The organism is Xenorhabdus budapestensis (assembly GCF_017743015.1).
Lineage (GTDB): Bacteria > Pseudomonadota > Gammaproteobacteria > Enterobacterales > Enterobacteriaceae > Xenorhabdus > Xenorhabdus budapestensis.
Map to the genome: position 1 here is coordinate 163,017 of NZ_CP072455.1, position 25,592 is coordinate 188,608.

25 protein-coding genes are annotated in these 25,592 nt (G+C 45.7%); 1 reads left to right on the forward strand and 24 read right to left on the reverse strand.

The features are described 5' to 3' along the window. Positions 1-111 precede the first annotated feature (111 nt). The 11 genes from paaK to paaA form a co-directional block, all read right to left on the reverse strand. Positions 112-1,455: a phenylacetate--CoA ligase PaaK gene (paaK, locus tag HGO23_RS00610; RefSeq protein WP_209027605.1), complete on the reverse strand. Its 1,344-nt coding sequence runs from the start codon at positions 1,453-1,455 to the stop codon at positions 112-114. A 48-nt stretch (positions 1,456-1,503) separates the two neighbouring features. Further along, positions 1,504-2,730, reverse strand: a complete 1,227-nt coding sequence (gene pcaF / locus HGO23_RS00615; RefSeq protein WP_209027606.1) for a 3-oxoadipyl-CoA thiolase — start codon at positions 2,728-2,730, stop codon at positions 1,504-1,506. After that, positions 2,727-3,230, reverse strand: coding sequence for a hydroxyphenylacetyl-CoA thioesterase PaaI (gene paaI / locus HGO23_RS00620; protein ID WP_099135429.1), 504 nt, complete (start codon positions 3,228-3,230; stop codon positions 2,727-2,729). The genes pcaF and paaI overlap by 4 nt, the downstream gene beginning before the upstream one ends. Continuing rightward, a complete protein-coding gene (locus tag HGO23_RS00625; RefSeq protein ID WP_244967934.1) occupies positions 3,223-4,911 on the reverse strand; it encodes a 3-hydroxyacyl-CoA dehydrogenase in 1,689 nt (562 codons plus the stop codon). The genes paaI and HGO23_RS00625 overlap by 8 nt, the downstream gene beginning before the upstream one ends. An 8-nt stretch (positions 4,912-4,919) precedes the next feature. After that, on the reverse strand, positions 4,920-5,723 hold the full coding sequence (gene paaG, locus HGO23_RS00630) for a 2-(1,2-epoxy-1,2-dihydrophenyl)acetyl-CoA isomerase PaaG (RefSeq protein WP_209027608.1): 804 nt from the start codon (positions 5,721-5,723) through the stop codon (positions 4,920-4,922). 3 nt (positions 5,724-5,726) lie between these two features. Continuing rightward, positions 5,727-6,500 carry a 2,3-dehydroadipyl-CoA hydratase PaaF gene (gene paaF, locus HGO23_RS00635; protein ID WP_209027609.1) on the reverse strand — a complete coding sequence of 258 codons (774 nt, stop codon included), beginning with the start codon at positions 6,498-6,500 and terminating at the stop codon, positions 5,727-5,729. 56 nt (positions 6,501-6,556) lie between these two features. Further along, complete coding sequence (gene paaE / locus HGO23_RS00640) at positions 6,557-7,717, reverse strand: 1,2-phenylacetyl-CoA epoxidase subunit PaaE (RefSeq protein ID WP_099135425.1); 1,161 nt, start codon at positions 7,715-7,717, stop codon at positions 6,557-6,559. Positions 7,718-7,747: 30 nt separating this feature from the next. Continuing rightward, on the reverse strand, positions 7,748-8,269 hold the full coding sequence (paaD, locus tag HGO23_RS00645) for a 1,2-phenylacetyl-CoA epoxidase subunit PaaD (protein ID WP_099135424.1): 522 nt from the start codon (positions 8,267-8,269) through the stop codon (positions 7,748-7,750). Positions 8,270-8,331: 62 nt separating this feature from the next. Beyond that, a complete protein-coding gene (gene paaC, locus HGO23_RS00650; protein ID WP_209027610.1) occupies positions 8,332-9,135 on the reverse strand; it encodes a 1,2-phenylacetyl-CoA epoxidase subunit PaaC in 804 nt (267 codons plus the stop codon). A 9-nt stretch (positions 9,136-9,144) separates the two neighbouring features. Continuing rightward, a complete protein-coding gene (paaB, locus tag HGO23_RS00655; RefSeq protein ID WP_038264718.1) occupies positions 9,145-9,432 on the reverse strand; it encodes a 1,2-phenylacetyl-CoA epoxidase subunit PaaB in 288 nt (95 codons plus the stop codon). Between the two features lie 41 nt (positions 9,433-9,473). Then, entirely contained in the window at positions 9,474-10,415 is a 942-nt protein-coding gene (gene paaA / locus HGO23_RS00660) for a 1,2-phenylacetyl-CoA epoxidase subunit PaaA (RefSeq protein ID WP_099135422.1), read from the reverse strand. Positions 10,416-10,743: 328 nt separating this feature from the next. Here paaA and paaZ point away from each other — a divergent pair, with 328 nt between their 5' ends. Beyond that, positions 10,744-12,807: a phenylacetic acid degradation bifunctional protein PaaZ gene (gene paaZ / locus HGO23_RS00665; protein WP_209027611.1), complete on the forward strand. Its 2,064-nt coding sequence runs from the start codon at positions 10,744-10,746 to the stop codon at positions 12,805-12,807. A gap of 87 nt (positions 12,808-12,894) precedes the next feature. Here the strand turns inward: paaZ and HGO23_RS00670 are convergent, their stop codons facing one another. From HGO23_RS00670 to glpE, 13 genes are all read right to left on the reverse strand, one after another. After that, positions 12,895-13,077, reverse strand: coding sequence for a hypothetical protein (locus HGO23_RS00670; protein WP_099135420.1), 183 nt, complete (start codon positions 13,075-13,077; stop codon positions 12,895-12,897). A 97-nt stretch (positions 13,078-13,174) separates the two neighbouring features. Beyond that, positions 13,175-13,456 (reverse strand): hypothetical protein, encoded by a 282-nt coding sequence (locus HGO23_RS00675; protein ID WP_422645766.1) that lies wholly within the window; start codon positions 13,454-13,456, stop codon positions 13,175-13,177. Positions 13,457-13,949: 493 nt separating this feature from the next. After that, entirely contained in the window at positions 13,950-15,053 is a 1,104-nt protein-coding gene (locus HGO23_RS00680) for an aminotransferase class V-fold PLP-dependent enzyme (protein ID WP_209028663.1), read from the reverse strand. 33 nt (positions 15,054-15,086) lie between these two features. Then, positions 15,087-16,469, reverse strand: coding sequence for a YhfT family protein (locus HGO23_RS00685; RefSeq protein ID WP_209027612.1), 1,383 nt, complete (start codon positions 16,467-16,469; stop codon positions 15,087-15,089). Positions 16,470-16,479: 10 nt separating this feature from the next. After that, complete coding sequence (locus tag HGO23_RS00690) at positions 16,480-16,842, reverse strand: DUF2620 domain-containing protein (protein WP_099135418.1); 363 nt, start codon at positions 16,840-16,842, stop codon at positions 16,480-16,482. Between the two features lie 42 nt (positions 16,843-16,884). Then, entirely contained in the window at positions 16,885-17,853 is a 969-nt protein-coding gene (locus tag HGO23_RS00695; protein ID WP_099135417.1) for a phosphotriesterase-related protein, read from the reverse strand. 133 nt (positions 17,854-17,986) lie between these two features. Next, positions 17,987-19,174, reverse strand: a complete 1,188-nt coding sequence (locus tag HGO23_RS00700) for a YhfX family PLP-dependent enzyme (RefSeq protein ID WP_099135416.1) — start codon at positions 19,172-19,174, stop codon at positions 17,987-17,989. A gap of 102 nt (positions 19,175-19,276) precedes the next feature. Continuing rightward, the gene (locus HGO23_RS00705) at positions 19,277-19,639 is read right to left on the reverse strand and encodes a PRD domain-containing protein (protein ID WP_099135415.1); all 363 of its coding nucleotides are present in this window, start codon (positions 19,637-19,639) and stop codon (positions 19,277-19,279) included. A gap of 64 nt (positions 19,640-19,703) precedes the next feature. Further along, on the reverse strand, positions 19,704-20,609 hold the full coding sequence (yhfZ, locus tag HGO23_RS00710) for a GntR family transcriptional regulator YhfZ (protein WP_244589879.1): 906 nt from the start codon (positions 20,607-20,609) through the stop codon (positions 19,704-19,706). Between the two features lie 999 nt (positions 20,610-21,608). Then, entirely contained in the window at positions 21,609-23,114 is a 1,506-nt protein-coding gene (gene glpD / locus HGO23_RS00715; protein ID WP_099135413.1) for a glycerol-3-phosphate dehydrogenase, read from the reverse strand. Positions 23,115-23,421: 307 nt separating this feature from the next. Next, entirely contained in the window at positions 23,422-24,180 is a 759-nt protein-coding gene (locus HGO23_RS00720) for a DeoR/GlpR family transcriptional regulator (protein WP_209027613.1), read from the reverse strand. 61 nt (positions 24,181-24,241) lie between these two features. Further along, positions 24,242-25,075, reverse strand: a complete 834-nt coding sequence (glpG, locus tag HGO23_RS00725; RefSeq protein WP_099135411.1) for a rhomboid family intramembrane serine protease GlpG — start codon at positions 25,073-25,075, stop codon at positions 24,242-24,244. A 117-nt stretch (positions 25,076-25,192) separates the two neighbouring features. After that, positions 25,193-25,516 carry a thiosulfate sulfurtransferase GlpE gene (gene glpE, locus HGO23_RS00730; protein WP_099135410.1) on the reverse strand — a complete coding sequence of 108 codons (324 nt, stop codon included), beginning with the start codon at positions 25,514-25,516 and terminating at the stop codon, positions 25,193-25,195. Between the last annotated feature and the right edge of the window lie 76 nt (positions 25,517-25,592).

Here is a 25,592-nt window from a genome sequence, read left to right on the forward strand (position 1 = left end):
TTTGTTATTTTCGAATCGAAACTGTGTCATAACATTAACATAACTGAGTGGTGTGTTTGGAGAAACTACCACCGCTTTCCATAAAATTAGATAGTCAACAGTGGTAGAAAATTATCTATACCGACGGTTATCAATCACCCGAACTGCTTTGCCTTCTGAGCGGGGAATGTCTCCGCAGTTGACGATGCTGACTTCTGTATTGATACCGACCATAGATTTAATGTGGTGGCGCAGTTGGTGGCAAATGCCACAGCGTTGTTGGAAACTAAGTTGATTAGGTTCTTTCAGTTCGACCTTGACGGACAGGCTGTCATAATTACCCACACGGTTTACTTCCAATTGATAGTGTGGTGACAGTTCCCTGAAACGTACAATCTGTTCTTCTATCTGTGAGGGGAAGACGTTAATACCACGGATAATAAGCATATCGTCGGAGCGTCCGGTGATCCTGTCCAGACGGCGCATATTGCGGGCGGTTCCCGGTAATAAACGTGTCAGGTCACGGGTACGGTAGCGGATCACAGGCATGGCTTCTTTGGTCAGCGTTGTGAAAACCAGTTCGCCATTCTCTCCGTCCGGCAGTACATTCAGGTTGTCCGGATCAATCACTTCTGGATAGAAGTGATCTTCCCAAATGGTGGAACCATCAGCGTATTCCACTGATTCCATCGCGACACCCGGCCCCATGACTTCGGACAGGCCATAAATATCCAGCGCTTTGATGCCCATGCGTGTCTCTATTTCCTGACGTAGCCCTTCCGTCCACGGTTCGGCTCCGAAAATACCCACCCGCAGGGAACATTGTCTGGCATCGCCTCCCATTTGGCGCTCCAGCTCGTCCAGTAGTGTCAGGCAGTAGGAAGGTGTCATCATGATGATGTCAGGTTTGAAATCCCGGATCAGTTGTGCTTGTTTTTCCGTTTGTCCTCCAGACATGGGGATCACGGTTGCACCCAGACGCTCAGCACCGTAATGTGCACCTAATCCTCCCGTAAACAGGCCGTAACCGTAAGCAACGTGTACTTTATCTTTGGCTGTTACACCAGCAAAACGCAGACTGCGGGCGACCAAGTCAGCCCAGTTATCAATGTCCTGTTGGGTATAGCCCACGACGGTCGGACGACCTGTCGTACCAGATGACGCATGAATACGCACAATTTTTTCCATTGGCACGGCAAAGGTATCAAAAGGGTAATTATCCCTTAGATCCTGCTTGGTGGTGTAAGGGAATTTCTTGATGTCATCGAGTTGTCTGAAATCACTGGGATGAATGCCGATGGCATCAAATTTGCGCTGATACATTGGTACGTTGTTATAGGCGTGATGCAGCGTCCATTTTATTTGCTCAAATTGCCGTGTCTGAATTTCGTCGCGTGAAGCAAATTCAATAGGATCGAAATGTGCATTGGTGTGTGGAGTAAAGCGTGAGTTGAAGTGTTGTGCGTTGTTGCTCATAATTTCCCGCCATTTTGTTGATTTTGTTGTAACAGGCTGTTTTTATAGTTATATGCGTTCGATAATCATGGCGATACCTTGTCCCACTCCAATGCACATGGTGCATAAGGCATAACGGCCCACCCGCCGTTCCAGTTCAAGAGTGGCTGTCAGCGCAAGGCGGGCACCACTCATGCCCAACGGATGCCCTAGCGCAATTGCGCCGCCATTCGGGTTGACATGCTCTGTATCATCCGGCAATCCCCATTGACGAATGACGGCCAGTGACTGGGCTGCAAAGGCTTCATTCAGTTCAATCACATCCATTTGGTTCAGGCTCAGGCCCGCAAGTGCCAGTACTTTTTCAGTGGCAGGCAGTGGCCCTATTCCCATAATGCGCGGTTCAACACCACTGGTGGCGGTTGCGACAATACGTGCCCGCGGTGTCAGCCCATGTTGTTGAACTGCTGCTTCTGAAGCGATGATCAGAGCGGCTGCTCCGTCATTGACGCCGGAGGCATTGCCGGCAGTGACTGTGCCGTTAGCACGGAATGGGGTTTTGAGCTTTTGCAACTGCTCGAATGTTGTGTCAGGCCGAGGATGTTCATCCTGTGAAAAAAAATCTTGTGAAACCAAAGCGGTTACCCCTTTTTGGCGGGTATCAGGTAGAGTAACAGGAGTGATTTCTTCGGCCAGAATACCGCGTTGTTGAGCTTTGGCTGTACGTTGCTGGCTACGCAGAGCGAAAGCGTCTTGAGCATCCCGGCTGATTTCAAATTGGGCAGCAACGTTTTCTGCGGTCTCCGGCATTGAATCCGTGCCAAATTGTTGTTGTATGTGTGGATTAATGAAACGCCAGCCAATCGTGGTATCGAATATCTGCGCCTGACGGCTGAACGCACTTTCTGCTTTTCCCATCACTAATGGCGCCCGGGTCATGGATTCAACCCCACCAGCCAGTATCAGATGAGCTTCGCCAGCTTTGATACTACGGGCCGCAAAAGCCAGTGCCTCCAGGCCAGAACCACACAATCTATTGAGGGTTGTTCCGGGGACGGAATGTGGCAGCCCAGCCAGTAGTACCGCCATGCGTGCGACGTTACGGTTATCTTCGCCAGCCTGATTTGCACAGCCGAGGATGACGTCATCAATACTTTGCCAATTTAATGTGGGATAACGTGCCATCAATGCTTGTAATGGCAGAGCGGCCAGATCATCAGCTCGCAGACTGGCAAGGGCACCACCATAACGCCCGATAGGGGTACGTACTCCATCACAAATAAATGCATGATTCATGATTTTTCTCTCCGATGCTCTTTAGGAAGAGAGGTTTGGGAAGGAAGAGTTTTTGAGGGCTCTTCTAAAACTGAATGACCAAGGCGATGAGCGTGACCACGGAAGAAGGCCACCGTTTTGCCATTCTGGTTGGTAACTTTGACGTCATACAACCCAGACGTTTTTCCCTGATGTTGTACCGAAGCGATAGCCGTGAGTTGGTCACCGTTAAAGACCGGACGAGTGAAATCGATACTGCATCCGGCAGCCACAGCAGCAAGTCCTTCACTGTTACAGGCATAGGCGAAAGCCGTGTCAGCCAGAGTGAATATGATGCCGCCATGACAGGTTTTATGACCGTTGAGCATGGTAGGCTCAACGGTCATGCTTAATTGAGCGATCCCGATATCGATGTAGTCAATATGTATACCCATATGGTTGGCGCAGGCATCTTTGGTATACATGGCCTCAATGTGGTGCCGGGCAAGTTGTTTAGGAGAGTTGCTCGTTTTATTAGGCATGATTTTTCTTCTTATATTGATGTTCATGTTGCTGGGCAGACGGGTACTGAGGTGAGATATGTGGTGGTGAGACATAACCCGCAGCCAGTTGGCGCAGCAAAGGTGACGGACGGTAACGAGGTTCGCCGTAGAATTGTTGTAAGTTTTCTAACGTACTGAGAATGTGCTTCCAGCCAAGCTGGCTCCCCCATGTCAAAGGGCCAATGGGATAATTAACGCCATAGCACATTGCCATATCGATATCTTCGGCGTTGGCGATACCTTTATTAAGAGCATCCAATGCTTCGTTGCACAGCATTGCTACAATACGCATGGTCAGCAGAGCCGGATAATCCGGCAGTAAAATCAACTGTTTGCCGAGAGCGTGTAGAAATCTGATCACTTTTGCAGTCTGTTGCTGAGTATTTTGGCAGGCTGCACTGATCGTCATTATCGGAGCGGTCTGATGATTGGCCGATAGATCAAACTGCACTACCGACATCCCAATTTCATCAGTAAGTTGTGAGCTAGTTTTCCCCGTTGCCAGCATAAATATAACGTCATCAATCTGTAATGCTGGTGATGGTAGCTGAATATTCTCGCTTTTTTCAGTAGCAATTTTATTTGGGTGTAATAATTCGTGTTGCTGTAACAGCGCGGTAAAGTGCGGCAGGGCAGACCAATTACCGATTATTTTAATTTGTTCAGGTGGTATTAGTGTTGTCGGTGATGTTTCTGTAATTATCTCCATAATGGAGGGAATAAATTGTTGTTGCGCTTTGTCAGCGTAACCCTTACCCGCGTAAACATAAAATCCCCGGCCACTTTTACGCCCCAGATGATTGGCTTCCACCAGTTCTTTTTGTCGTAGTGATGGCTGAAAACGTGTATCACCGTAGAAAGCATGGAACAGGGATTCGGTCACAGCGTAATTAACGTCATGTCCAATTAAATCGGTAAGCTGCAATGGCCCCATCGAAAAGCCGCCGGAGTCTTTCATAACAGCATCCAGTGTTGCGGGGGAAGCAATTTGTTCTTCCAGTGCACGCAGGGCTTCCGCATAAAAAGGGCGTGCAATACGGTTAACGATAAAACCGGGTGTGGAACGACAAATGACAGGCTGTTTTTGCCAGTCGCTCACGAGACGTTTAAGGGTTGCTATTGTCTGTGGGGAAGTTTCTAACCCCCGTACGACTTCTACCAGTTTCATCAATGGTGCAGGATTGAAAAAATGCAGTCCTGCCATACGCTGAGGAGCTTCCAGCACGTGGGCAATTGCAGTAATTGACAACGATGAGGTATTACTGGCAAAAATGGTTTGTTCTGAACAAAGGGATTCCAGTTGGCGGAATAGATCCTGCTTCGCTGCCAGCTTTTCGATAATCGCTTCAATGATCAGTACGCTTGGTGCCAGTGCTTGTAATGAATCTACCAGAGTGATACGTTGCAACAGAGCCTGGGTTTTGCCTGCATCTGCTTTGCCTGCCTCGACACGTTGATGCAGACGGGTGTGGAGTGTACTCAGTGCGCGTTGTGCCGCTTCACTATTTACATCAAACAGCAGGACAGTATGTCCTGCCTGAGCTGTTACCTGAGCAATGCCGATACCCATCGTGCCTGCACCAATCACAGCGATTGGGCCTTCCGGTATTGATTCATTGAGTATTGAATTATGAAATATTGGACGATGATGTACAGGCATATTCATGGTTATCTTCCTTTGAATTGTGGTTCGCGTTTTTCTATGAATGCGTTGACGCCTTCCTGGAAGTCTTCAGTGTGTCCGCACTGGCGTTGTAGATCGCGTTCGAGATTAAGTTGCTCATCTAACGTATTGCTTGCCGCGGCATAAGTGGATTTCTTAATACACGCGAGAGAGAAGGTTGGCTGGGTTGCCAGACGTTGCGCGATTTCCCAGGCTTTCTCCTCTAACTCATTAGGCTCGAAAACCTGCCAGATCATTCCCCATTCCAGTGCCTGTTCAGCGGTGATTTTGTCTCCCAATAAAGCCATTCCCATGGCTCTGGCATGGCCAATATGATGAGGCAGGAACCAGCTACCGCCTGCATCCGGTGTCAGGCCGATACGACAGAACGCCTGAATAAAGCTGGTGTCGCGGGCTGCGATCACAATGTCACAGGCCAAAGCGATAGAGAGACCGGCTCCTACGGCTACACCATGCACAGCACAGACCACAGGTTTGGGTAAGGAAGTTAGACGGCGGATCAGCGGATTGTAGAAAGTTTCAATGGAATAACCGAGATCAGGAGCGCCACCTACATTGATAATAGCGCTGCGATCGTTTAAATCTTGCCCCGCACAAAAGCCACGTCCGGCTCCTGAGAGCAGCACACAGCGCACCGATTCATCCTGTTCAGCAATCTTTAGTGCTTCACTTAGCTGCCGGTGCATTTCCTCGTTAAAACTGTTTATACATTTTGGGCGGTTGAGTTTAATGCTAAGGACACCTGCTTTAATTTCAGTGAGGATCGTGGGTATATTTTCATTTTCCATCTACTAGCATCCTTTAAATGTTGGATTACGTTTTTCAAGGAAGGCCGAAATACCTTCCTGACGGTCGGTTGTACCTGCCAAAGCAATAAAGTGTTGGCGCTCGGCAGACAGCCCTTGTGACAGGCTGGTTTCGTGTGCAGTCCTGAGCGCAGCCTTAGCCGCCCGCAATGCCAGCGGCGAAAATTCACTGATACGGTTTGCTATCTGTTGTGCCCGTTTCAACGTCAGGTTATCGATACAGACTTCACTCACTAACCCCGCTTGCAGTGCCTGATGAGCATCGATAGCTTCACCTGTAAATATCATCTGGCTGGCAAGGGCTTTGCCAACACTGCGAATAAGTCTCTGTGTACCTCCCGCGCCCGGCATTAATCCCAAAGTGATTTCCGGCAGGCCGAAGCGGGCACTTTCACCGCAGATCACCAGATCACAGGCCAGTGAAAGTTCACAACCCGCGCCGAGCGCATAGCCATTAACAGCGGCTATTATCGGTTTGCTGATATTGTTCAGGCGTTGCCAGAGTTGAGGACGACGATCAGTTATTGCGGTAGCAACCGTCTGTTGCTGTAGTTCTTTGAGATCGGCACCCGCCGCGAAACAGCGCTGTGAGCCGGTAATGATAATAGCGCCAGTGCCGATATCGGTATCCGCCTGCTCCAGATGCTGTACAAGCTGTTCCAGACAGTCATTACTGAGAGCGTTGCGCACTTCTGGACGGTTGAGAGTCAGTGTGCGTACCCGCTGTTGCTGCTGGCATAAAATCCATTCTTGTTTCATGGTGGCTCCTGATTTGTGACCATTTTTTCTTGAAAATTTCTTATTGATGAGAAATCTTAGACGTCAAAATCAACAACGACACCGTCGCCTTTCGGCCACGACTGACAGCTTAAAATATAGCCGGAAGCCAGTTGGTCCGGCTCCAGGCTGTAGTTCACTCCCATATCCACTTCACCGGATTTGAGCCGGCATTTACAGGTGGCGCAAACCCCGCCTTTACAGGCATAGGGTAAATCTGCTCCCTGACGCAGGGCTGCATCAAGAATGCTGTTATCCTCAGCGTGCATGACAATATTTAAGGTGCGGCCATCCAGATGAATTTCGACACGGGTTTCATTGCGTTCGATCAGATTGTCTGGACGGAAAGTGGAGTAAAGGGGACGATTCCCCGTGTTGAAACGTTCACTATGAATGTATTCAGACGGCATGCCAGCCTGCTCAAGTGCTATTTTGGCATCATCCAGCATAGCTTCAGGCCCACAAAGAAAGGCGTGGTCAAACTGAGCAAAAGTGAGCAGGGTTTTGCCGATACGTAAGAGACTTTCTGCATTGATACGACTGTTGAACAGCGGACTGTCGGTAGTTTCCTGACTGAATAGGTATATCGCCTGAAAACGCTGTAGATAGCGGTTCTTGAGATCAGACAGTGCTTCTTTGAACATCACGGAGCGACTGGTACGATTACCATAAATCAGAGTAAAAGAACTCTCTGGCTCCAGGGCCAGTGTGCTTTTGATAATCGATAAGATCGGGGTAATACCGGAACCCGCTGCAATAGCCAGATAATTTCCCCGTGTATCAGTATCAGGACGATGACCGAAATTACCTTGTGGCTGCATGACTTCTAATTCATCGCCAACTTCCAATTGTTGGTTGATAAAGGTGGAAAAACGCCCCTGATAAACGGCTTTGACGCCGATTTGCAATAGATTATCCAGTGGCGAACTACAGATGGAATAACAGCGGCGTAGCTCTTCCCCACCTACCTTTGCTTTGAGTGTCAGATGCTGACCGGGCTGATAGTGAAAGAATTCTCTTAATTCATCGGGTATATGCAGCGTGACTGCAACGGAATCAGAAGTTTCCCGCTCAATAGCGGCAATACGTAAGCGATGAAATTGTGTTCGCTGAAACGGTGCCCGCTGGAGTTGCGTCCGGTAAGATTGTTCCTGTTGGAACTGTTTTTGTTGAGAACTGGGACGATGAAGAATAGTCATCTGCTGCTCCCTTGTTAAATACATTTAAAATTAAATACATTTGAAATAATCGAAGGGCTCCAGGCATTGTCGGCAGCGATAAAGCGCTTTGCAGGCGGTGGAACCGAATTCACTGATTTTCTCCGTCTCATGACTGCTACAACGGGGGCAGATGATGGATTCTGTATCTGTCGGTTTCTCACAAGCTGAGCCTTGCGGCGGCGCGATACCGGATTCACGTAAACGTTGCCTGGCATCTGCATTCATCCAGTCAGTTGTCCATGCCGGACTCAGACTCACATCGACATGTACTGGCGAGAACCCTGCCTGAGTCAGTGTTGTGTGGATTTCATTGACCAGAAATTCTGTCGCCGGGCAGCCTGAATAAGTCGGGGTGAATATCACCTGCCAGCCTGTTTGTTCGGCTTGCTCAGTTTGGAAAGGCAGAACAGCCCGTACCATACCGAGGTCGGTAATGGATAGTGTGGGCAATTCTGGATCGGCAATCTGATGTAAACACTGCCAGATCTGATGGACTTCCGGCTGCTGCAATGTTTTGAATTGCTGTTCCATCATTTCCTCCTGATCTTATCGGGCTTGGTTATCGGGTTATCGGATTTAGTTATCAGCCTCAGTCACCAGTTACAGTTTGGGTAAGTCCGTTGCAAAAATTGCATTTCTGCCAGTATGTAACCCAAATGTTCGGTATGTTGCCCTTGTTTGCCGCCCTGTCGATAAGGTATTCCCTCTGGTATGTTTAACGCGGCTTGCAAGAAGGTCTCTTTGACGATTTGTTGCCACGGTTCATATAGTGTGCGGGGATCGATGGCAATTCCGACCTCAGCAAGTTGTTGTTCCACTTCATCACAGTGGAATAGTTCGCCGGTAAAGCGCCACAATTGATTGACAGAGTTTTGCATTTTCTCGTGACTTTGTTCTGTGCCATCCCCCAGACGGATCATCCAGCCACGGCTGAAACGCAGGTGATATTCCACTTCCTTCAATGATTTATTACTGATGGCTGCTAGCTGAGGGTCCTGACTTTGCCCTAATGCCTGATAAAGTAAGATGTGATAGGCATCAATGAAAAATTGGCGAGCCAACGTATCGTTAAAGCCACCATTAGGTTGTTCCACCAGCAAAAGATTGCGGAATTCTCGCTCCTCACGACCAAAAGCCAGTTTATCTTCATCAACTTCTGTCCCGTGATTTGTTCCGTAAAGCGTGGCGGCATAACTGAGAAAGTTACGTGCCTGCCCCAGTAAATCGAGACTAATATTGGACAGCGCTAAATCAATCTCCAGCTCTGGCGCATGACCACACCATTCGCACAGGCGTTGTGCCAGAATCAGCGGGCTGTCTGCCAGACGCAGTACGTAGCTAACAAGGATATCGTTAAAAAGCGTCTGGTTGGGTGAAGCAACACGAGATGTATTCATGTCTCACCTTTACATATTCTTAATGCCATCAGGGATCGTGTAGAAAGTCGGATGACGGTAGATTTTGTCTTCTGAGGGTTCGAAAAAAGCCCCGCGATCTTCTGGTTGTGATGCAACCAGATAAATGGATTTCACCACCCAGATAGAGCAACCTTCATTGCGTCGGGTATAGGCATCACGTGCATTTTCCAGTGCCATTTGATCATCTGCTGCGTGGAGGCTGCCGACATGACGGTGAGTCAGCCCCTGCTTGCTGCGGATAAAGACTTCATACAGTGGCCAATCGGTATCGTTCATGTTTTGTCTCCTTTTCCGAATCTGACTAATAACGCAATGGATTAAGCAGCCTGTTTTTTGGCAGCCATTTTTTTGGCATGAACAGAAGCCGCTTCACGCACCCAACTCCCGCTTTCCCACGCACGGCGTTTGGCTTCCAGACGTTCGTGATTGCATATGCCCCGCCCTTTGAGCACTTGATAGAATTCATCCCAATTGATTTCACCAAAACGGTAATGACCAGTGGTTTCATCCCAGGTCAACGCTGGATCGGGAGCAGTCATGCCTAATGCTTCCAATTGAGGGACGGTGTTATCAATAAATTTCTGTCGCAGTTCATCATTACTGAACCGTTTGATTTTCCAGGCCATGCTTTGGGCACTGTTGGGAGAATCACTGTCATTGGGGCCGAACATCATCAGCGTCGGCCACCAGAATCGATTGATGGCATCTTGCAGCATGGCACGCTGAGCTTCGTTACCCTTTGCTAATGCCATAACCGCTTCATATCCCTGCCGCTGGTGGAAACTCTCTTCTTTACAGATTTTGACCATAGCACGGGCATAAGGGCCGTAAGATGCCCGGCACAGGGCGACCTGATTAACAATTGCAGCACCATCCACCAGCCAGCCAATGACTCCGACATCAGCCCAGCTTAAGGTGGGATAGTTGAAGATTGATGAATATTTCATCTTGCCATCCAGTAGCTTCTGGTAGATGTCCTGACGAGAGCAGCCAAGTGTTTCTGCGGCACTGTAGAGATAAAGCCCGTGCCCTGCTTCATCCTGTACCTTTGCCAATAACACCGCTTTGCGGCGCAGTGTGGGGGCACGAGTGAGCCAGTTGGCTTCCGGTAACATGCCGATAATTTCTGAGTGTGCGTGTTGATTGATCTGACGTATCAGGTTTTGGCGATAGGCATCGGGCATCCAGTCCTTAGCTTCAATGGAAAGATCTGCCTCGATCTTGGTGTCAAAGTGCGCCTGGAGTTGCTCAGTTGTCATATATGCTCCACATATGATTCTTATTTTTTAGTTTTAAAGATAAAAATGAATCATTAAATGAAACTGTAAATCTACAAATCGATAACAAAAATATCAAACGGTTTGTTTGTATATTTGTCGAACACATCACAATATTTGCTTTTTATTTTTTAAAGAAGCCGTGATTAATTTTTATTGTTAGGGAAAAGTAAGGATATTGACATGCACCGCCCCTAATATGTTCTAATTTTGTTAATTTATCAGATGGTCTTTTTCATGGATTATGTGATACATAAATGTTGTAGATGTAGTTAATGATGATTCATTAATACAATCGGTGGAGAAAAAAATGCAACAGTTAACCAGTTATATATGTGGTGCCTGGGTTTATGGGAAAGGTAATGCCAGAACTATTCACCATGCAGTAAATGGTAAAGCCTTGTATCAGGTATGTTCAGATGGGCTGCCACTGGCTGATAGTCTCAGTTATGCCCGGGAAAAAGGGGGCAAAGCTCTCGCGGCTATGACATTCCAGCAGCGGGCTCAGATGATGAAAGCCGTTGCAAAGCATCTGCTTGCTAATAAAGAAGCCCTGTATGCTATTTCAGCAGAAACCGGCGCGACCCGTTCGGATGGCTGGATAGATATTGAAGGAGGCATCGCAACGTTATTTTCCTATGCGGGTCTGGCAGGACGTGAGTTACCGGATGATGTTTTGTGGCCGGAAGATGAGATGATCCCACTTTCGAAACAGTCCCAGTTTGTCGCTCGCCATGTTCTGACCTCTCGTCCCGGCGTTGCGCTACATATCAATGCGTTTAACTTCCCTTGTTGGGGAATGTTGGAAAAACTGGCTCCGACCTGGATGGCGGGTATGCCGGCGATCATTAAACCTGCGACAGCGTCAGCACAATTGACACAGGCGATGGTGAAATTGATCCTCGACAGTGGCTTAGTGCCGGAAGGTGCATTGCAACTGATCTGCGGTGGAATTGGTGATCTGTTTGATCATCTCAATTATCAGGATGCAGTCACTTTTACAGGTTCAGCCCAGACGGGTCAGAAATTGAGAGTTCATCCACGGCTGATTGAGAAATCAATTTCATTCACGATGGAAGCGGATTCCCTCAATTGCTGTATTTTGGGGGAGGATGTTACGCCGGAAATGCCAGAATTTGGTGTGTTCATTAAGGAAGTTGTCCGTGAGATGACGGTAAAAGCAGGGCAAAAATGTACGGCTATTCGGCGTATTATTGTGCCGATCAGTCAACTTGAGGTGGTTAAACAAGCGCTGCTTAAACGTCTGTCTGGTGTAGTGGTAGGTGATCCTGCTTTACCGGATGTACGCATGGGGGCATTGATCAACCTTGAACAACGGGGTGAAGTCCAATCCAAGGTTGATGAACTGTTACACGGTGGCTGTGAATTACTGTGCGGCGGTGCGTTGGATAAGTTAGTGCTGGCAAATAATACCCACAGTGATGGGGCATTCTACCCGCCAACTCTGCTTTATTGTGCAGATCCGATGACCAATCAGGTCGTACATGAAACGGAAGCCTTTGGGCCAGTTTCCACTTTGATGGCTTATCAGGACACGGAACAGGCGATTGCTCTGGCCTTGATGGGGCAAGGTAGTCTGGTGGGTTCATTGGTCACGGCAGATGAGCAAATTGCGATGCAGGTTATCCGGGCAACAGCTTGTGCTCATGGCCGTATGTTGATTCTGGATGAGGCGGCATCAGCGGAATCCACAGGACACGGTTCTCCGCTACCTATGTTGGTACATGGCGGGCCGGGACGTGCTGGTGGTGGTGAAGAGCTGGGTGGATTGCGTGCGGTGAAACACTATATGCAGCGCACAGCAATTCAGGCCAGCCCAAGTATGCTGGCGGCTATTGGTCGTGAGTGGGTGCGCGGTGCGAAAGTGAAGGAAGATCCTGTTCATCCGTTCCGTAAGTATTTCGAACAAATTGAAATTGGGGAAAGTCTGCTGACTGCTCGCCGGACGGTGACAGAAGCGGATATCGTCAATTTCGCCTGTCTGAGCGGGGATCATTTTTATGCCCATATGGATAAAATTGGTGCGGCTGAATCCCTGTTTGGTGAGCGTGTGGCGCATGGTTACTTTGTTGTATCGGCTGCTGCCGGTCTGTTCGTTGATGCACCTGTCGGGCCTGTCTTGGCGAACTACGGTATGGAAAACCTGCGGTTTATTGAACCAGTGAAAATTGGTGATACGATTCAGGTTCGGTTGACCTGCAAGAAGAAGATCAAGAAAGTTCAGAAGACCCCGGATGACAAGCCACAGGGTGTTGTCATTTGGGATGTGCAGGTTTTGAATCAGGAGCAACAGCCTGTCGCCCTTTACAGCATCCTCACATTGGTGGAGCGGCAGCAGAGGGATCATGTTTAACTCGTTAATATGCTCTGAATAAGAGAGATAAAGTGCCTGAGGAACAATATTAATAAAATAAAGTGGTGATATTCCTCAGGCCAGCTTTTACAGTCTGAATTCGGGTTGGTCATTATTATCGGAGAGCGAAAGTTGCAGCTTTTTGAATAGTTCTTCTAAGCTTGAAATTAAATAAGGGATAAATTTTTCGTTTCCTAAAGTACGTGTAAAGATATTATTTGGCAAATTGCGATCGACCAGTTGTGAGAAATCTGTACGATTAAGCTTCATAGATTATCCTCTCTTCAACTAAATGTGTATTTCTACCCACTCGTTTTAGGTTACGGTAGGCGGCTTGTTTACTTGCCAGGCGGAGTGGTCTGCCAATTTATTTGATATTACAGATAATATTGGGGGCTGACCTTTTTGTGTGTGTAAATTCAATGATACCGAAAGGGGTTTTGTAGGTTCCTTTACGGCCTGTAGTCATCACTGTCAACCGATCAATTGGAATTTGTGAAATGGCACCGTATTCAGATAGTGCAGATTCTAAGCTGACATAGTTGTATTCACCTCTCCTCATTGCTTTGGCAAGATCTTTAGCGGTGAAGACATAGCGGCCTTGTTGATCAAATTTACTCAGGCGTTGAATAGCGGTAGTTTGATTCATGGTATTAAGTCTATACTTATATCACTTTTAAATGTGGTTTATGTCTACCTGATAGGGAGTGTTTTTATATTTCTACCTTTGCTCGATTTCCTTTCATTTTGATACGCGACCACTTGGTTAAAGGAAAGTCGAGCTGACAACAATCAGACCGAAAGAGTGGCCTCAAGAATTATGAAGTGATTTTTTTATGTTGTCATTGGCAAGTAATTTATGAGTAGAACTCATATGTTTTTTGACTTTCAATGTATTTTCAAAAAACTGCTTTATTCCTCTTTCTCTTTCCAATCCTAACGTTGTTGTTAATGAGTTAATAGAACATAAATATTTTTATTATTAACATACTCTCGTCCTGGAGTGACTGATTCATTAATGTATCTGCGTATTTCATCGCGCATTCCATATAAATAAATATAAATCACTGGGGGAATTATTGGCTACTATACCCGTCGTCTTTCAAGTTGCAGTCTGAAATCCATAGGGTATATTTTTCTATTTAAAGATATTTCCCAGATATATTCAACCGACTGCTTGCCTGCAAGATACGCATAATTGTTTCGGCCCCGCTGCGATTAGGGTTGATGCGGATCATGCGTTTCTCCAGGGTGGGATCTGCCTGACGAAATGTGTCGGAAATTCGGTAAAACAGGGGCGGGATTTCAAATTTCGATTCGGCACCGACGGGATAAGGTAGTGCACCCAGTGTGTGTGCGGTGGCCAGCACTGCATCCGCAATAGGTTCGTAAAATTCCACTAAGACGACTTTTGACTGAGCATTGGCGATAAATGCCCGCTTCACTTGTGGCACTTCACCCTGATTCAGCCTTGTCACCAGCGATTCATTCACTTCAGACTGTACTGCGTGCATGACCGGGGCGAATACTAACCCACGTAATGCTTCCATCGCCTGATAACCCTGAATCTGGCAGCCACCGGAGTACATGCCGTGGCGTAGTTTATCAATCACAGCTTGTTGGCCGACAACCACGCCTACGCCTTGTGGCCCCAGTAATTTGAAGCAAGAAAAGGCAGAAAGTGTTGCGCCGTATTCACAACCAATATGTGGCACCTTCATTGCGGCATAATTGTCATCTACCAATGAGGGAATGTGATATTGATTTAAGATGGCGATGATATTTTGCAGGGCATAGCAATCATCGATTTTCTGCCGTGTATGCTGGATCAGGCAGGTTGCTGGCTGATATTGCTTAATGCTGGTTTCAAGTTGGTTTGTACAGTTGAAATCAGCATATACAACATTAAGACCCATTTGTTCAATTGATGTTTTTGTTGTGGGATAAACGGGGGCATCATGCACCAGTAATGTCTCATGAGGACGAAGCAGTGCTGCTAGCCCAGAACGTAAAGCACCGGTTCCTGCACCATTGACAAAGGCCGCTGCTTCAGCCCCGAAGTACTCGGCGATTACCCTTTCAATACGCTGAGTCATCCGGGGTTGATGGAGATCCGGGACTAATCCCAGATCCCCTTGTGAGAGAAAATCAGCTCCGGGAAAGTGACGACAGATAATATCCACCAGCTTAAATTGCTGCTGTTGGGCTTGTGCCATAGTCATACTTTTCAGTGGATAGCTTTGCAATGGCGCTGTTTTCATTCTCTCACTTTATTCCTGTTAATTTATTCCTGCTAAATAGAGCACGTTGGCAAGAATACCTACCGCAATGGTTGCAATCGGGCCGATTGCCATTTCAACCAAAGGACGTTTGGAAGTACGGTTGAGCAGGTAGATACCTGCCACAATCATAAAGCCCATACCCGGCAGAATCGCGTTGGAAGCAATCATACCACCAACCAACAGGGCGACTTCGAGCATTTTGGTGATCGCGGTACGAATATGGCCACTACAGGCTTTAACTCCGGGGTATTTATCCAGCCAGATTGCAATTTTCGCCAGCAACTGGATCTCAATAAACATAGTGATACCGCCTGCAATAAAGGCGAGCCACGGGTTATTGGTTGCCAGACCTGCCACAAAGACAAATTTCATCCCGTTGGGGCTATACACGCCAGTGGCGATTGCTGTCGTACCAACCAGTGGAACAAACCCGATAGCACGAGCCAGCGCTACCAGCAAGGCGTTGGTTTGTTCATCTTGCGCCATTAATTGCAATGATACCGGGCCTTCTGCCAGCAGGCTGAAAGACATAGTAGCCGCACTTGCAGTCAGACCCCCACAGAGGATGAGGAGCCATTTGTTTTTCTGGATGCGTTCAATACGGGTCGAAAACAGCCCCACTAAGATTTCATTAGCACCTTTTGGTGCTGCTGAGGTTTGATTTGCTGATGATGTATTATCTGCAAGATGTGCCGGACGTTCACGCATGGCAAAGTAGAACATTGCGATCATCGACAGCAGTAAAGCCGCTCCATTCGGATCGACGCTGACAGGTTTTTCGATTAAACCACCAAAACTGAGCGGGCCAGCGGCTTTGGTCGCCAGATAACCAATCAAAGCGGTTAACATCACTAGCAACCCTTTGCGGTAGCCATATTGGTAGCCGACGACCATCGCAGGGAACAGGGCAAAACAGGCCACAATTGGATCGCCGACTTTTTTTAAGTCGTCAGTGAAATTAACCGGCAGCATGGCAAAAAGTTCCACTACTGAACGCAGCCCTGCCAGTAAGGCAATGGCGTACAGCGCGCCGATGATACCTGACGCGATAAACCCTCTGCGGCTGTTGGCACACCAGATACCAATCATATCCGTACCGAGCAGCAGGCTGTGAACCAGTACGATTGGCGCTGCCAGCGAAAAGGGAATACCAAATCCCACAACCAGACCAATGCTTAAGGCAAAGCTCGTCGCAGCGAGTGCTTTACGACTCATTCGACCTTCAAGATATTCGGGAAGCAGCGGACGCAGACCATCATGGAAAACGGCGATACCACGGTTTGCCATCATGGCAGCAATCGCACCAATTGCAGCCAGTAATCCTGCTTTAAAGGGGTCGACTTCCATCAATCTCATCAGGAAATCATGAAAATGTTGCATGATATGCTCCTTATTGAGAAATGATCGTGTTAATGATCACTGGCAGAACAATATCGATATCTTGCCCTGTAAAGCCAAACGCTTTTTTGCCTGCTTTTACATGAGCAATAATCTCATCGTCCGGTAAGATTTTTCCCGGCATGCCAATGGTGGCACAGAGATCTAAACCGATAAGTGCAATGGCGATTGCCAGTGCTCCACCTCCTCCGGTATTACAGGCACCAAAATAGTAATCGGCATTGCCATTCTTAATTGCCATGGATGCTTCGATATCATTCATGATGACAATCGAGGTAGCTTTATCTCCTGCCAGTTGCCGTATACATTCGGCTATTTTTTCTTTTTCTATTTGTCCACCAACGACAAATTTCATGTTGTTATCCCTCTCTTTAAATTATCTTTTATAAAATATTGTTTATTTTTTGGAAAAAAGCTTATTGAAAAAGTGATGCCGGAAGAATTGTGCAGGGTTATCACGTAACATTCGGTCTATCTGTGTTTGGGTAAAGTCGGCTGCCAGCAACATCGGAACGAATACAGTCAATAAGTAATCGAAACCAATTCCTCCGTTGCTTTTCAGATGAGAACGGCGGGTTATATCTTGCGAGAGCATCACTCTGTCGAGTAGCCCACGTTTGGCAACCGCCTGCAACATCGCAATGCGGCTGCTGTCAGGATAGTAATTGTTTTTACCAATGGTATCGAATTGTACCCATGCGCCTTCTTCGAGCAGGGGAATAATCGTGTCCAGATTGTCTTTCAGGTCACAATGACCAACCGCCACGTGTTCAGGAGAAACACCAAATGCCCTGAGGAGTGCTAATTGTTCACGCCCCATAGTACTTAAAGTTGTGTGGGTGGAAATAGGACACCCGGTTGCATGATGTGCCAGGGCTGCCGCTGCAAACACTTTTCGCTCATCTTCGGTGATTTGCCCGAAACTGGAGCCGATCTCTGCAATGATGCTGGCTTTTAACTCCGTACCGTCAATGCCTGATTCAATGTCAGTGATCATCTCTTCGGCAATGTCTTGTATGCTTAATTCGCTGAAATGGGCAGGGAAGAAAGGCTGTTTATAATAACCCGTCGAGGCGATGATGTTGACGTGGGTATCACGTACCAAATTCAGCAGGAAGGAGGCATTGCGCCCCATGTAGCGGTTGGTGACTTCCACAATGTTGCGTAATCCTAGCGTATACAGGTGGCGAAGTTCATCAACAACTAGCTCGTATTGATCTAATCGGCAATCGAGATTGCCTTTAGCTTCGGATAGATCAATATGCAAATGCTCATGCACATAGGTGTAACCTGATGTATCAATCCTGGGTGAGGAATACGGAGCGGAATGTGTGGGGGTATTCCCAGTCTTTTTCTGGTATTCCATAACTATTCCATAAATAAAACATAACTATTCCGTAAAAAAATAGTTACGTAGCATGATGCTGTAAATCTACTATAGCGAAAATAACATTATTTAAGGGCGGAATAATATTAACTGTAATACCTCTATTAAGTGTTTATTGGGCATAACCATTGTTTTTCCAGTTACCTTGGCTGTCATAAATACCTTCCAGTTTGGGTTCTCCTGACTGAATACCTGAAATTAAGGCGACATCGCTGCGGGTCACGAAAACCTGAGCACGGAAACACATAATGACTGGACTACCGATAGGATGGGGGCCTGCTAATGGCAGATGGTAATCAATACAAGGTTCACCTAACCGTAATATGCGTACTGTCTTATATGAACTATTGTGTTCTGGGTTCTTGGCGGGAAAAACCAGTGCATGCTTCATGTGGCTGCGTTTGTAGTAACCGCCACCATAACAATAACTGTTGCCATCGTAGTGATGGGATATCTCTGATACATAAACCATAGCGATATGTTCAGGTTCTCGGCCAATGGCATTGGCAGGTATTGTTCCGGTCAGAGCATGTCCGGGTTCTAAATGAGTTGCACCATATTTCGCTAACAGAGGAATGGTGCTACTGCTTGTTGCAGAAGGTGCATTGATTTGTGAAAGGGAAATACCGAGCTGTGCAAGTTTATTTCGCGCTCTGATAAGTGTCTGCAAATTGACGGTTGGTAAGGTTGTCTGATACTGCTCATTCCATGCCAGACAAGGAAAGTGGGTCAGGCCACATAGTTTAACACCCGGCATTTGCTTTAAAGCATCAACAGCGGTGTCGATCTCATCAAAGGGAATGCCTGCTTCTTGACAAGTAAAGGATATATCACGTTGAGTAAAGACTTTCAGCATGATGGGCTGAACGCATCCCAGTTTCTCAGCTGTATCCGAGATTGCCTGAGCTTTTTCTATCGAGAATACTGTGATTATCTCAGGGTTACGCTTAAGCATAGTTTTTATCAGGTGAGTTGGCGTCTGTACCAGATGACCAATGTGACATAACGGTATATCGTGTTGGCTCAGGCTATAGGCTTCTTTGAAATCTACGGCTACGACACCGGGATAACCGAGTTCAATCAGTTTTTTGGTCAACCAGGGATTACGACCAAACTGCTTGGTCATCAAATAAAGTTGGATGCCATATTGTTTTGCTGTTTGCAGTAAATGTCGGCCATTATTTAACACTTGGTCGACATCAATGACGTAAGTATCTGGTAAGATTACCCCTTGCTGCCAAAGACTTTTTGCTACCTCAATCAATTTAGGGTTCTGTTTTTTTAATGCGTTAATAAACATAGATTTCCCTTCATAGCTGCAAAGCAGCTTGCCTGTGCGAATAATAAAAATTATTGAATAATATTAATTTTCATTTTTTTGAATATTTATAGTATAAAAAAATCAATGAGTTTTTGTTGTAAGTATTAAACCATATAAATTTATCAACAGGTAGCCTTCTTCATTAGGATGTAGGGTGAGTGTAAATTTCTCCAGCAGGGAATAGTGAATTGTGAGTAATTGTGTGTAGTCTTCGGATTGCTCTATTTTTTCCAGAATTTCTTTTTCTATGGGGGAAACGATTTCGCCACGACGTGATCGCATGAAAGCACTTGCCATGTGGGTAAGCGCCATTTCACCTTGTGGATGACGGACAGGGATCAGCCAGATATCTTCCAGAATATGCACGACATCAAGCATGTTATCGTAGATATCTTTATCGATGACACCACCTTGCAACAGGATAGTTAACCGTTGTTCTACCATCACTTTTTGTTATACGTTTGGTTATTACTTGTTTTGATTGATGCTTGCTATTGGTTAATAGAGGTCAATAAATGGGTTCGATTATACCTGCTACCACATTCTGTTGGTGAGTCAGCAGGGCATCTCTGTCAACCATAGTACGCAAGAGCTGTTGGATAGGAATATTATCCTTACGGGCAAGGATAACAGCCTCGGAAGCTTTGATAAAACACTCACTGTCGTCTGGAAGTTGGGTCATCAGGCCCTCTGCAATTAGCTCGTGACCTTGCCCGACGTTCCAGATGGCCGCGTCAATGTGGCCTTTTTTGATTTGATTCAGACATTCGTGATAAGAGACCTCGACCAGTTCAATTCCTTTCCCTGCAAAGTACTGATTTGTCATTATTTTTTGGTCGGCTGAGGTACTGTCTAACCCTACACGACGGATGGATTCCATCTCGCCTTGACGAAAGATTAATCGATGTCTGTCTGTATAACTTTGTGTCCCTAGTGATAGCGCAATATAAATATTTTTAATTTCTGGGTGTTGCTCTGCGGCAAGTCTTGATGTTACTGCTAAGTCATAGACTCCATTCAGTAAGCATTCAATGCGGATATCTGAACCTCGCATATGCGCAAAGTAAAAAGGAACTCCTGCACATAATGCTTTTAAACCACTGGCCAGACCCTCATAAGCACGGGTATAAGGAAGGGGCATTGCGCAGACCACATTGCCGATATCGGCGTACTCCAGCAACAATTTGTGGTTAATATGCGAAAGAAAACTGCCATTCCGACCACGACGCTTAATCCCAACCGCCTGTGATTGTTCGAGAGATTTTAATGCTGCCTGCATTAAACCTACGGACAATTCACACTCTTTTGCCAATAATTCTATGGTTTTCAGGCGGTTGCCACATTGTTCAGAGAGGAGATAACGAGCCAAAAATGATTGCGCAATCCCCTCTTTTTTAATGAATGTTTGACTCATCATTACAAGTTTTTATCCATTCTCGTTTATCTTCATAAATTTGAACATAAACCGCAACAAGCGAATTAAAGAAAAGGGAGTAATATCACAATTACAAAATAAATGAAAATTTAAAAAATAATAAAAACTAATATTATCAATCTTTTGAAGATATATTTTAATTTTATATTGAAGATATAAAAATAAGCATTATGGGAGAATATAGGGAAATGATTTGTTTCCTGCTTCTATGTTTGCTGTAATTTTCTGCCTGGATGGTGATTTTTGCTGCACTATTTGTCATCTTATGAATCAGTTTGATTGTATTTTGTTCTTTGTCTTACCGTAAAGTAATTAATCGGATAGTTGCATTTTTTATTTTGACTCTATTAAATTTTATTTAATTATGATGTAAAAAAAGACAAAATTCGTATGTTTATTATTCTAATATTTTGTTTTTGATGATTGTGCTGATATAGCATAGGGTTATTACTGATGAAAATTATAGCAAATGATGTATTAATAGAAATTGAAGATAATGGTGAAGATCATGACAGTGAAAAGCGTCCGTTAGTATTACTTATTATTATGTGGAGGATAAGAATGGTGTGAATTAGATTAGGCGAGGTAAATAGATATGGAGTTGATTAATTTTTTATCATCCTTTCTCTGAATAAATTAGTCAGAGAAAGGATAAAGTTGCATTAATCATTATATTGGCTTAGTCATAAGTTGGGTATCTTTTATTATTGCTTCCCTAATGGTTAACATAAGTTATCTCATATTGTCTTTTCAGCCTATTAATATCCTATCACTGTGGTAAAAATATACTATCTGAACTATTAGTAGAATTAAATGAAAAATCAAGGAATTTTAATAGAACATATTTATGATTGATTTCGAAACTTTATGATTCTTTTTTGGAGGATGTTGAGTGAAAATAGGTTTTTATGGTGGAAATAGAAAATGGCGATAGAAGATTACCGCCATTTTTCAAACATTTTAACGGGTCAGATTAAATCAGCCTTGTGATTGCGCTGACTTAACGTTTTGCGCCAACCAGTCAGCAATACGCTGTTTTTGTTCATCAGTCAGCCACATACCCAACTTAGTGCGACGCCAGATCGCATCATCCAACTGAGTGACCCACTCGTGTGCTACTAGATAACGCAGTTCAGCTTCGTACAAACCATGACCGAAGAATTCGCCCAAATCTGTCAGCTCATTTGCACCATTCAGAATGATGTTGCTGCTGCTGCCGTAAGTGCGGGCATAACGTCGCGCTACTCCTTCTGGCAACCAATTATAGCGTTTACGCAGTAAACGTGCGTATCCATCGCGGTCATGGCCTTCCAGCTCTCCGCCAGGTAGTTTGCCATTTTTAGTCCATGCCTTGCCGGCGTTCGGATAATACTGTGCCAGTTTATCCATCGCATGTTCGGCGAGTTTACGATAAGTCGTTAGTTTACCACCGAAGACCGACAGCAGTGGTGCTTGTCCCTGCTCATCTTGAACATCCAGTGTGTAATCACGGGTGATAGCCTGTGGTGAATCGGATTCATCATCACATAGTGGACGCACACCGGAGTAAGTCCAGACCACATCAATACGGCTAAGCTGCTTCTTGAAGTGATCATTATAAACTTTCAACAGATAATCGATTTCTTGATCGTCGATTTTGACTTCTTTTGGATCGCCTTTGTATTCAACGTCTGTTGTACCGATGATGGAGAATTCATCATTCCACGGGATCACAAATACGATACGGTTATCTTCGTTTTGCAGGATATAGGCCTGAGGTTCATCGTGAACACGAGGTACAACGATGTGGCTACCCTTGATCAGGCGGATACCATAAGGCGATTTCAGTTGCAGGCCATTATCAAAGAAGTTTTTAACCCACGGGCCAGTCGCGTTAACCAGACCTTTTGCCTGCCATGTTTCGGTCTCACCAGTGACAAGATCTTTGGCTTCCACCAGCCAGTAGCCATTTTCACGCCATGCGCGGGTAACTTGAGTGCGGTTACGGACTTCACCGCCATGTTTTTGGACTTCCTGAGCATTCAGCACGACCAGACGTGCATCGTCAACCCAGCAGTCAGAATATTCAAAGCCATGACTAATGGCAGGTTTTAGAACTGAGTTTGTACCGAATTTTAGTCCCTTACTACCTGGCAAACTCACACGTTTGCCCAAGTGATCGTAAAGGAACAGGCCAAGGCGGATCATCCAAGCCGGGCGCAGGTGTGGCTGGTGTGGAAGCCGAAAACGCATTGGGAATGCAATGTGGGGAGCCAGTTTTAATAAAACTTCGCGTTCTGCCAGTGCTTCACTGACCAGACGAAATTCATAATGTTCCAGATAGCGCAGGCCACCGTGGATCAGTTTGGAACTGGCTGATGACGTCGCACTGGCTAAGTCCTGGCCTTCTAACAGCAGGACAGAAAGTCCTCGGCCAGCAGCATCTGCCGCAATACCAACGCCGTTGATTCCGCCGCCAATTACAATTAAATCTTTGGTTTCCATCGCATACCCTCTGAAATGTTCGAAACAGTTCTTTAATGTTCGTTTTCGCTCAATGATTGTAATCAAAAATTCATCAATCGCCAACTATTAACTAGGAAAAAAATATTTGCGTGATGCAGATAACAAATAGTTATCTTATATATAAGATTAATAAGGAAATTGTCAGAAGCAAATCAGAGGTAGTGAGTGACTGTGAGGATACAAGGAAGAGTGTTTGAAGTTGTGAACAGGAGAAACGGATGGTGGGAATAGCCCGCCTGTTTTTTAGACGGGACATAAACAAAATATAACTAACATAACCCCGGTTTTAACACAGTTCCAGTTTGACGTTATATTGTTCGATGATTTTCTGGATGTTGGATGGTAGCGCTTTATCCGTAAACAGGAAATCGATCAGGTTCATGTTACCGAGGTTAACCATGGCGCTGCGGCCAAATTTGGAATGATCTGCAACCAGCATGACACAGCGCGAGTTTTCGATAATTGCGCGTTTGGTTCTGACTTCATGGTAGTCGAACTCTAATAGAGAACCATCAGAATCAATGCCGCTAATGCCGAGAATACCGAAATCAAGGCGGAATTGGGAGATGAAATCCAGCGTTGCTTCACCAATGATGCCACCATCACGGGAGCGTACTTCGCCACCTGCCAGAATCAGGTGGAAATCTTCTTTTCCCATGAGCAAGGTTGCAACATTAAGGTTGTTGGTGACAATCCGCAAATCCCGATGATCGATTAATGCGTGGGCTACCGCTTCCGGGGTAGTGCCAATATCAATGAATAGGGTTGCACCATTTGGGATCTGGGTGGCAACTTGCTGGGCAATGCGGGTTTTTTCATCTGACCACATAATTTTGCGATCATGGTAAGCCGTGTTGACGGAACTGGAGGGTAAAGCGGCACCGCCGTGATGACGTTGGATCTTATTTTTGTCGGCCAATTCGTTCAAATCACGCCGGATTGTTTGTGGACTGACGTCAAAGTGTTCGACCAGCTCTTCAGTGCTGACATAACCTTGAAGACGTACCAGCTCGATTATTGCATCATGTCGCTGCGTTTGCTTCACAACATTCCCCTAATGTTTTACCTAAATTAATTATAATTGACTGACTTTATTTGGAATATTATTAATTTTTTTGTTTGCGTAAATTGTCCCATAATCCCATCAATAACCCGATGATTAAGCCTGAAAAATGGGCTGCATTGGCGATATTGAGTGAAAACATATTGAAATAGCCAACGAATAACCAGATAACCGAGATGGCGATAAGCCCTCTGGGAGCACTGACGCCCTTACCGGGAGACATTTCTCCGGTCAGCCAAACATAACCGATCAGAGCATAGACCACACCGGAAAGCCCACCAAAATGTGAGCCACTGAAAAGTGATTGTGCCCAACCACTGAAAAGTGCAGAAACTATTGTGATTTCAATAAGTTTTGCGGTGTTAATATTTTTTTCAACCTGACTGCCGAAATACCACCAAAGCACCAAATTAAACAAGATATGTAGCAATGAAAAGTGCAGAAATATGGGGCTGATCCAACGCCACAATTCCAGATGTTGTTCATTGTTGGGCCATGCCAGCCAGCGCATAACCTCATTAATTCCAGCAAACTGCATCCAGAGATAAACCAGAATACAGAGCGCGGTTATGGCGATAGTCAATGGGCCTGATTGGCTTTTCAGCGTGTTCCAGCTTAGGTTGTTATGGTATTGCAAAGGCGTGTTTGATTTACCTGTTTGCCAGCTAGCAGCTTGATAGCGTTCATTAAGCGGATCACGGACAAACTTGTTGAGTTCTTGTTCAACAAAATTTAATTGGCTTTTGTCTTCCAGCCACAGCTCAACCACATGCGGTTCATTGGCAGGCCGCATAGTCAGGTGAATACCCTGTGTCGTCATATAATCAATGAAGGCCTGAGCCAGTCTTGGATTAGATATTGAGGTTACATGGATCATTGCGCGTTTTATCTGCCTTAAATTGGGGTTAATGGCACAGGAGCTTGTTATGCAGAAACGGACTATACCGCAGTTAAAGACACCGTACTTAAAGACACCATAGCAAAAGATTAAAACTTATTCAGAATGAACAGCATGAGGATAATCTTTTTTCCACCCGTCAAAGCCACCGTTAACGCTGTATACGGTTTCAAAACCAATATTGATGAGGTACTGTGCAGCTCCCTGACTGCTGTGCCCGTGATAGCACATCACCATGACTGGTTGGTCAAAATCGGCGTCTTGCAGGAATTTATTGATAGTTTCATTCGTTAAATGAAATGCACCTGTTACGTGCCCTGCACGGAAACTCTGCGGATCACGAATATCCACCATCAGAGCGCTTTTATCGAGCCAGTTTTGGTAGGCTTGTTCAGGGCTTATTATTTGAAAATGATCCATAAATACTCAACGTTATTTCTTAAATTTTCATTTTAAAGTGTTAGTTTCTTAATAATCTTATTTTATAACTCTACAG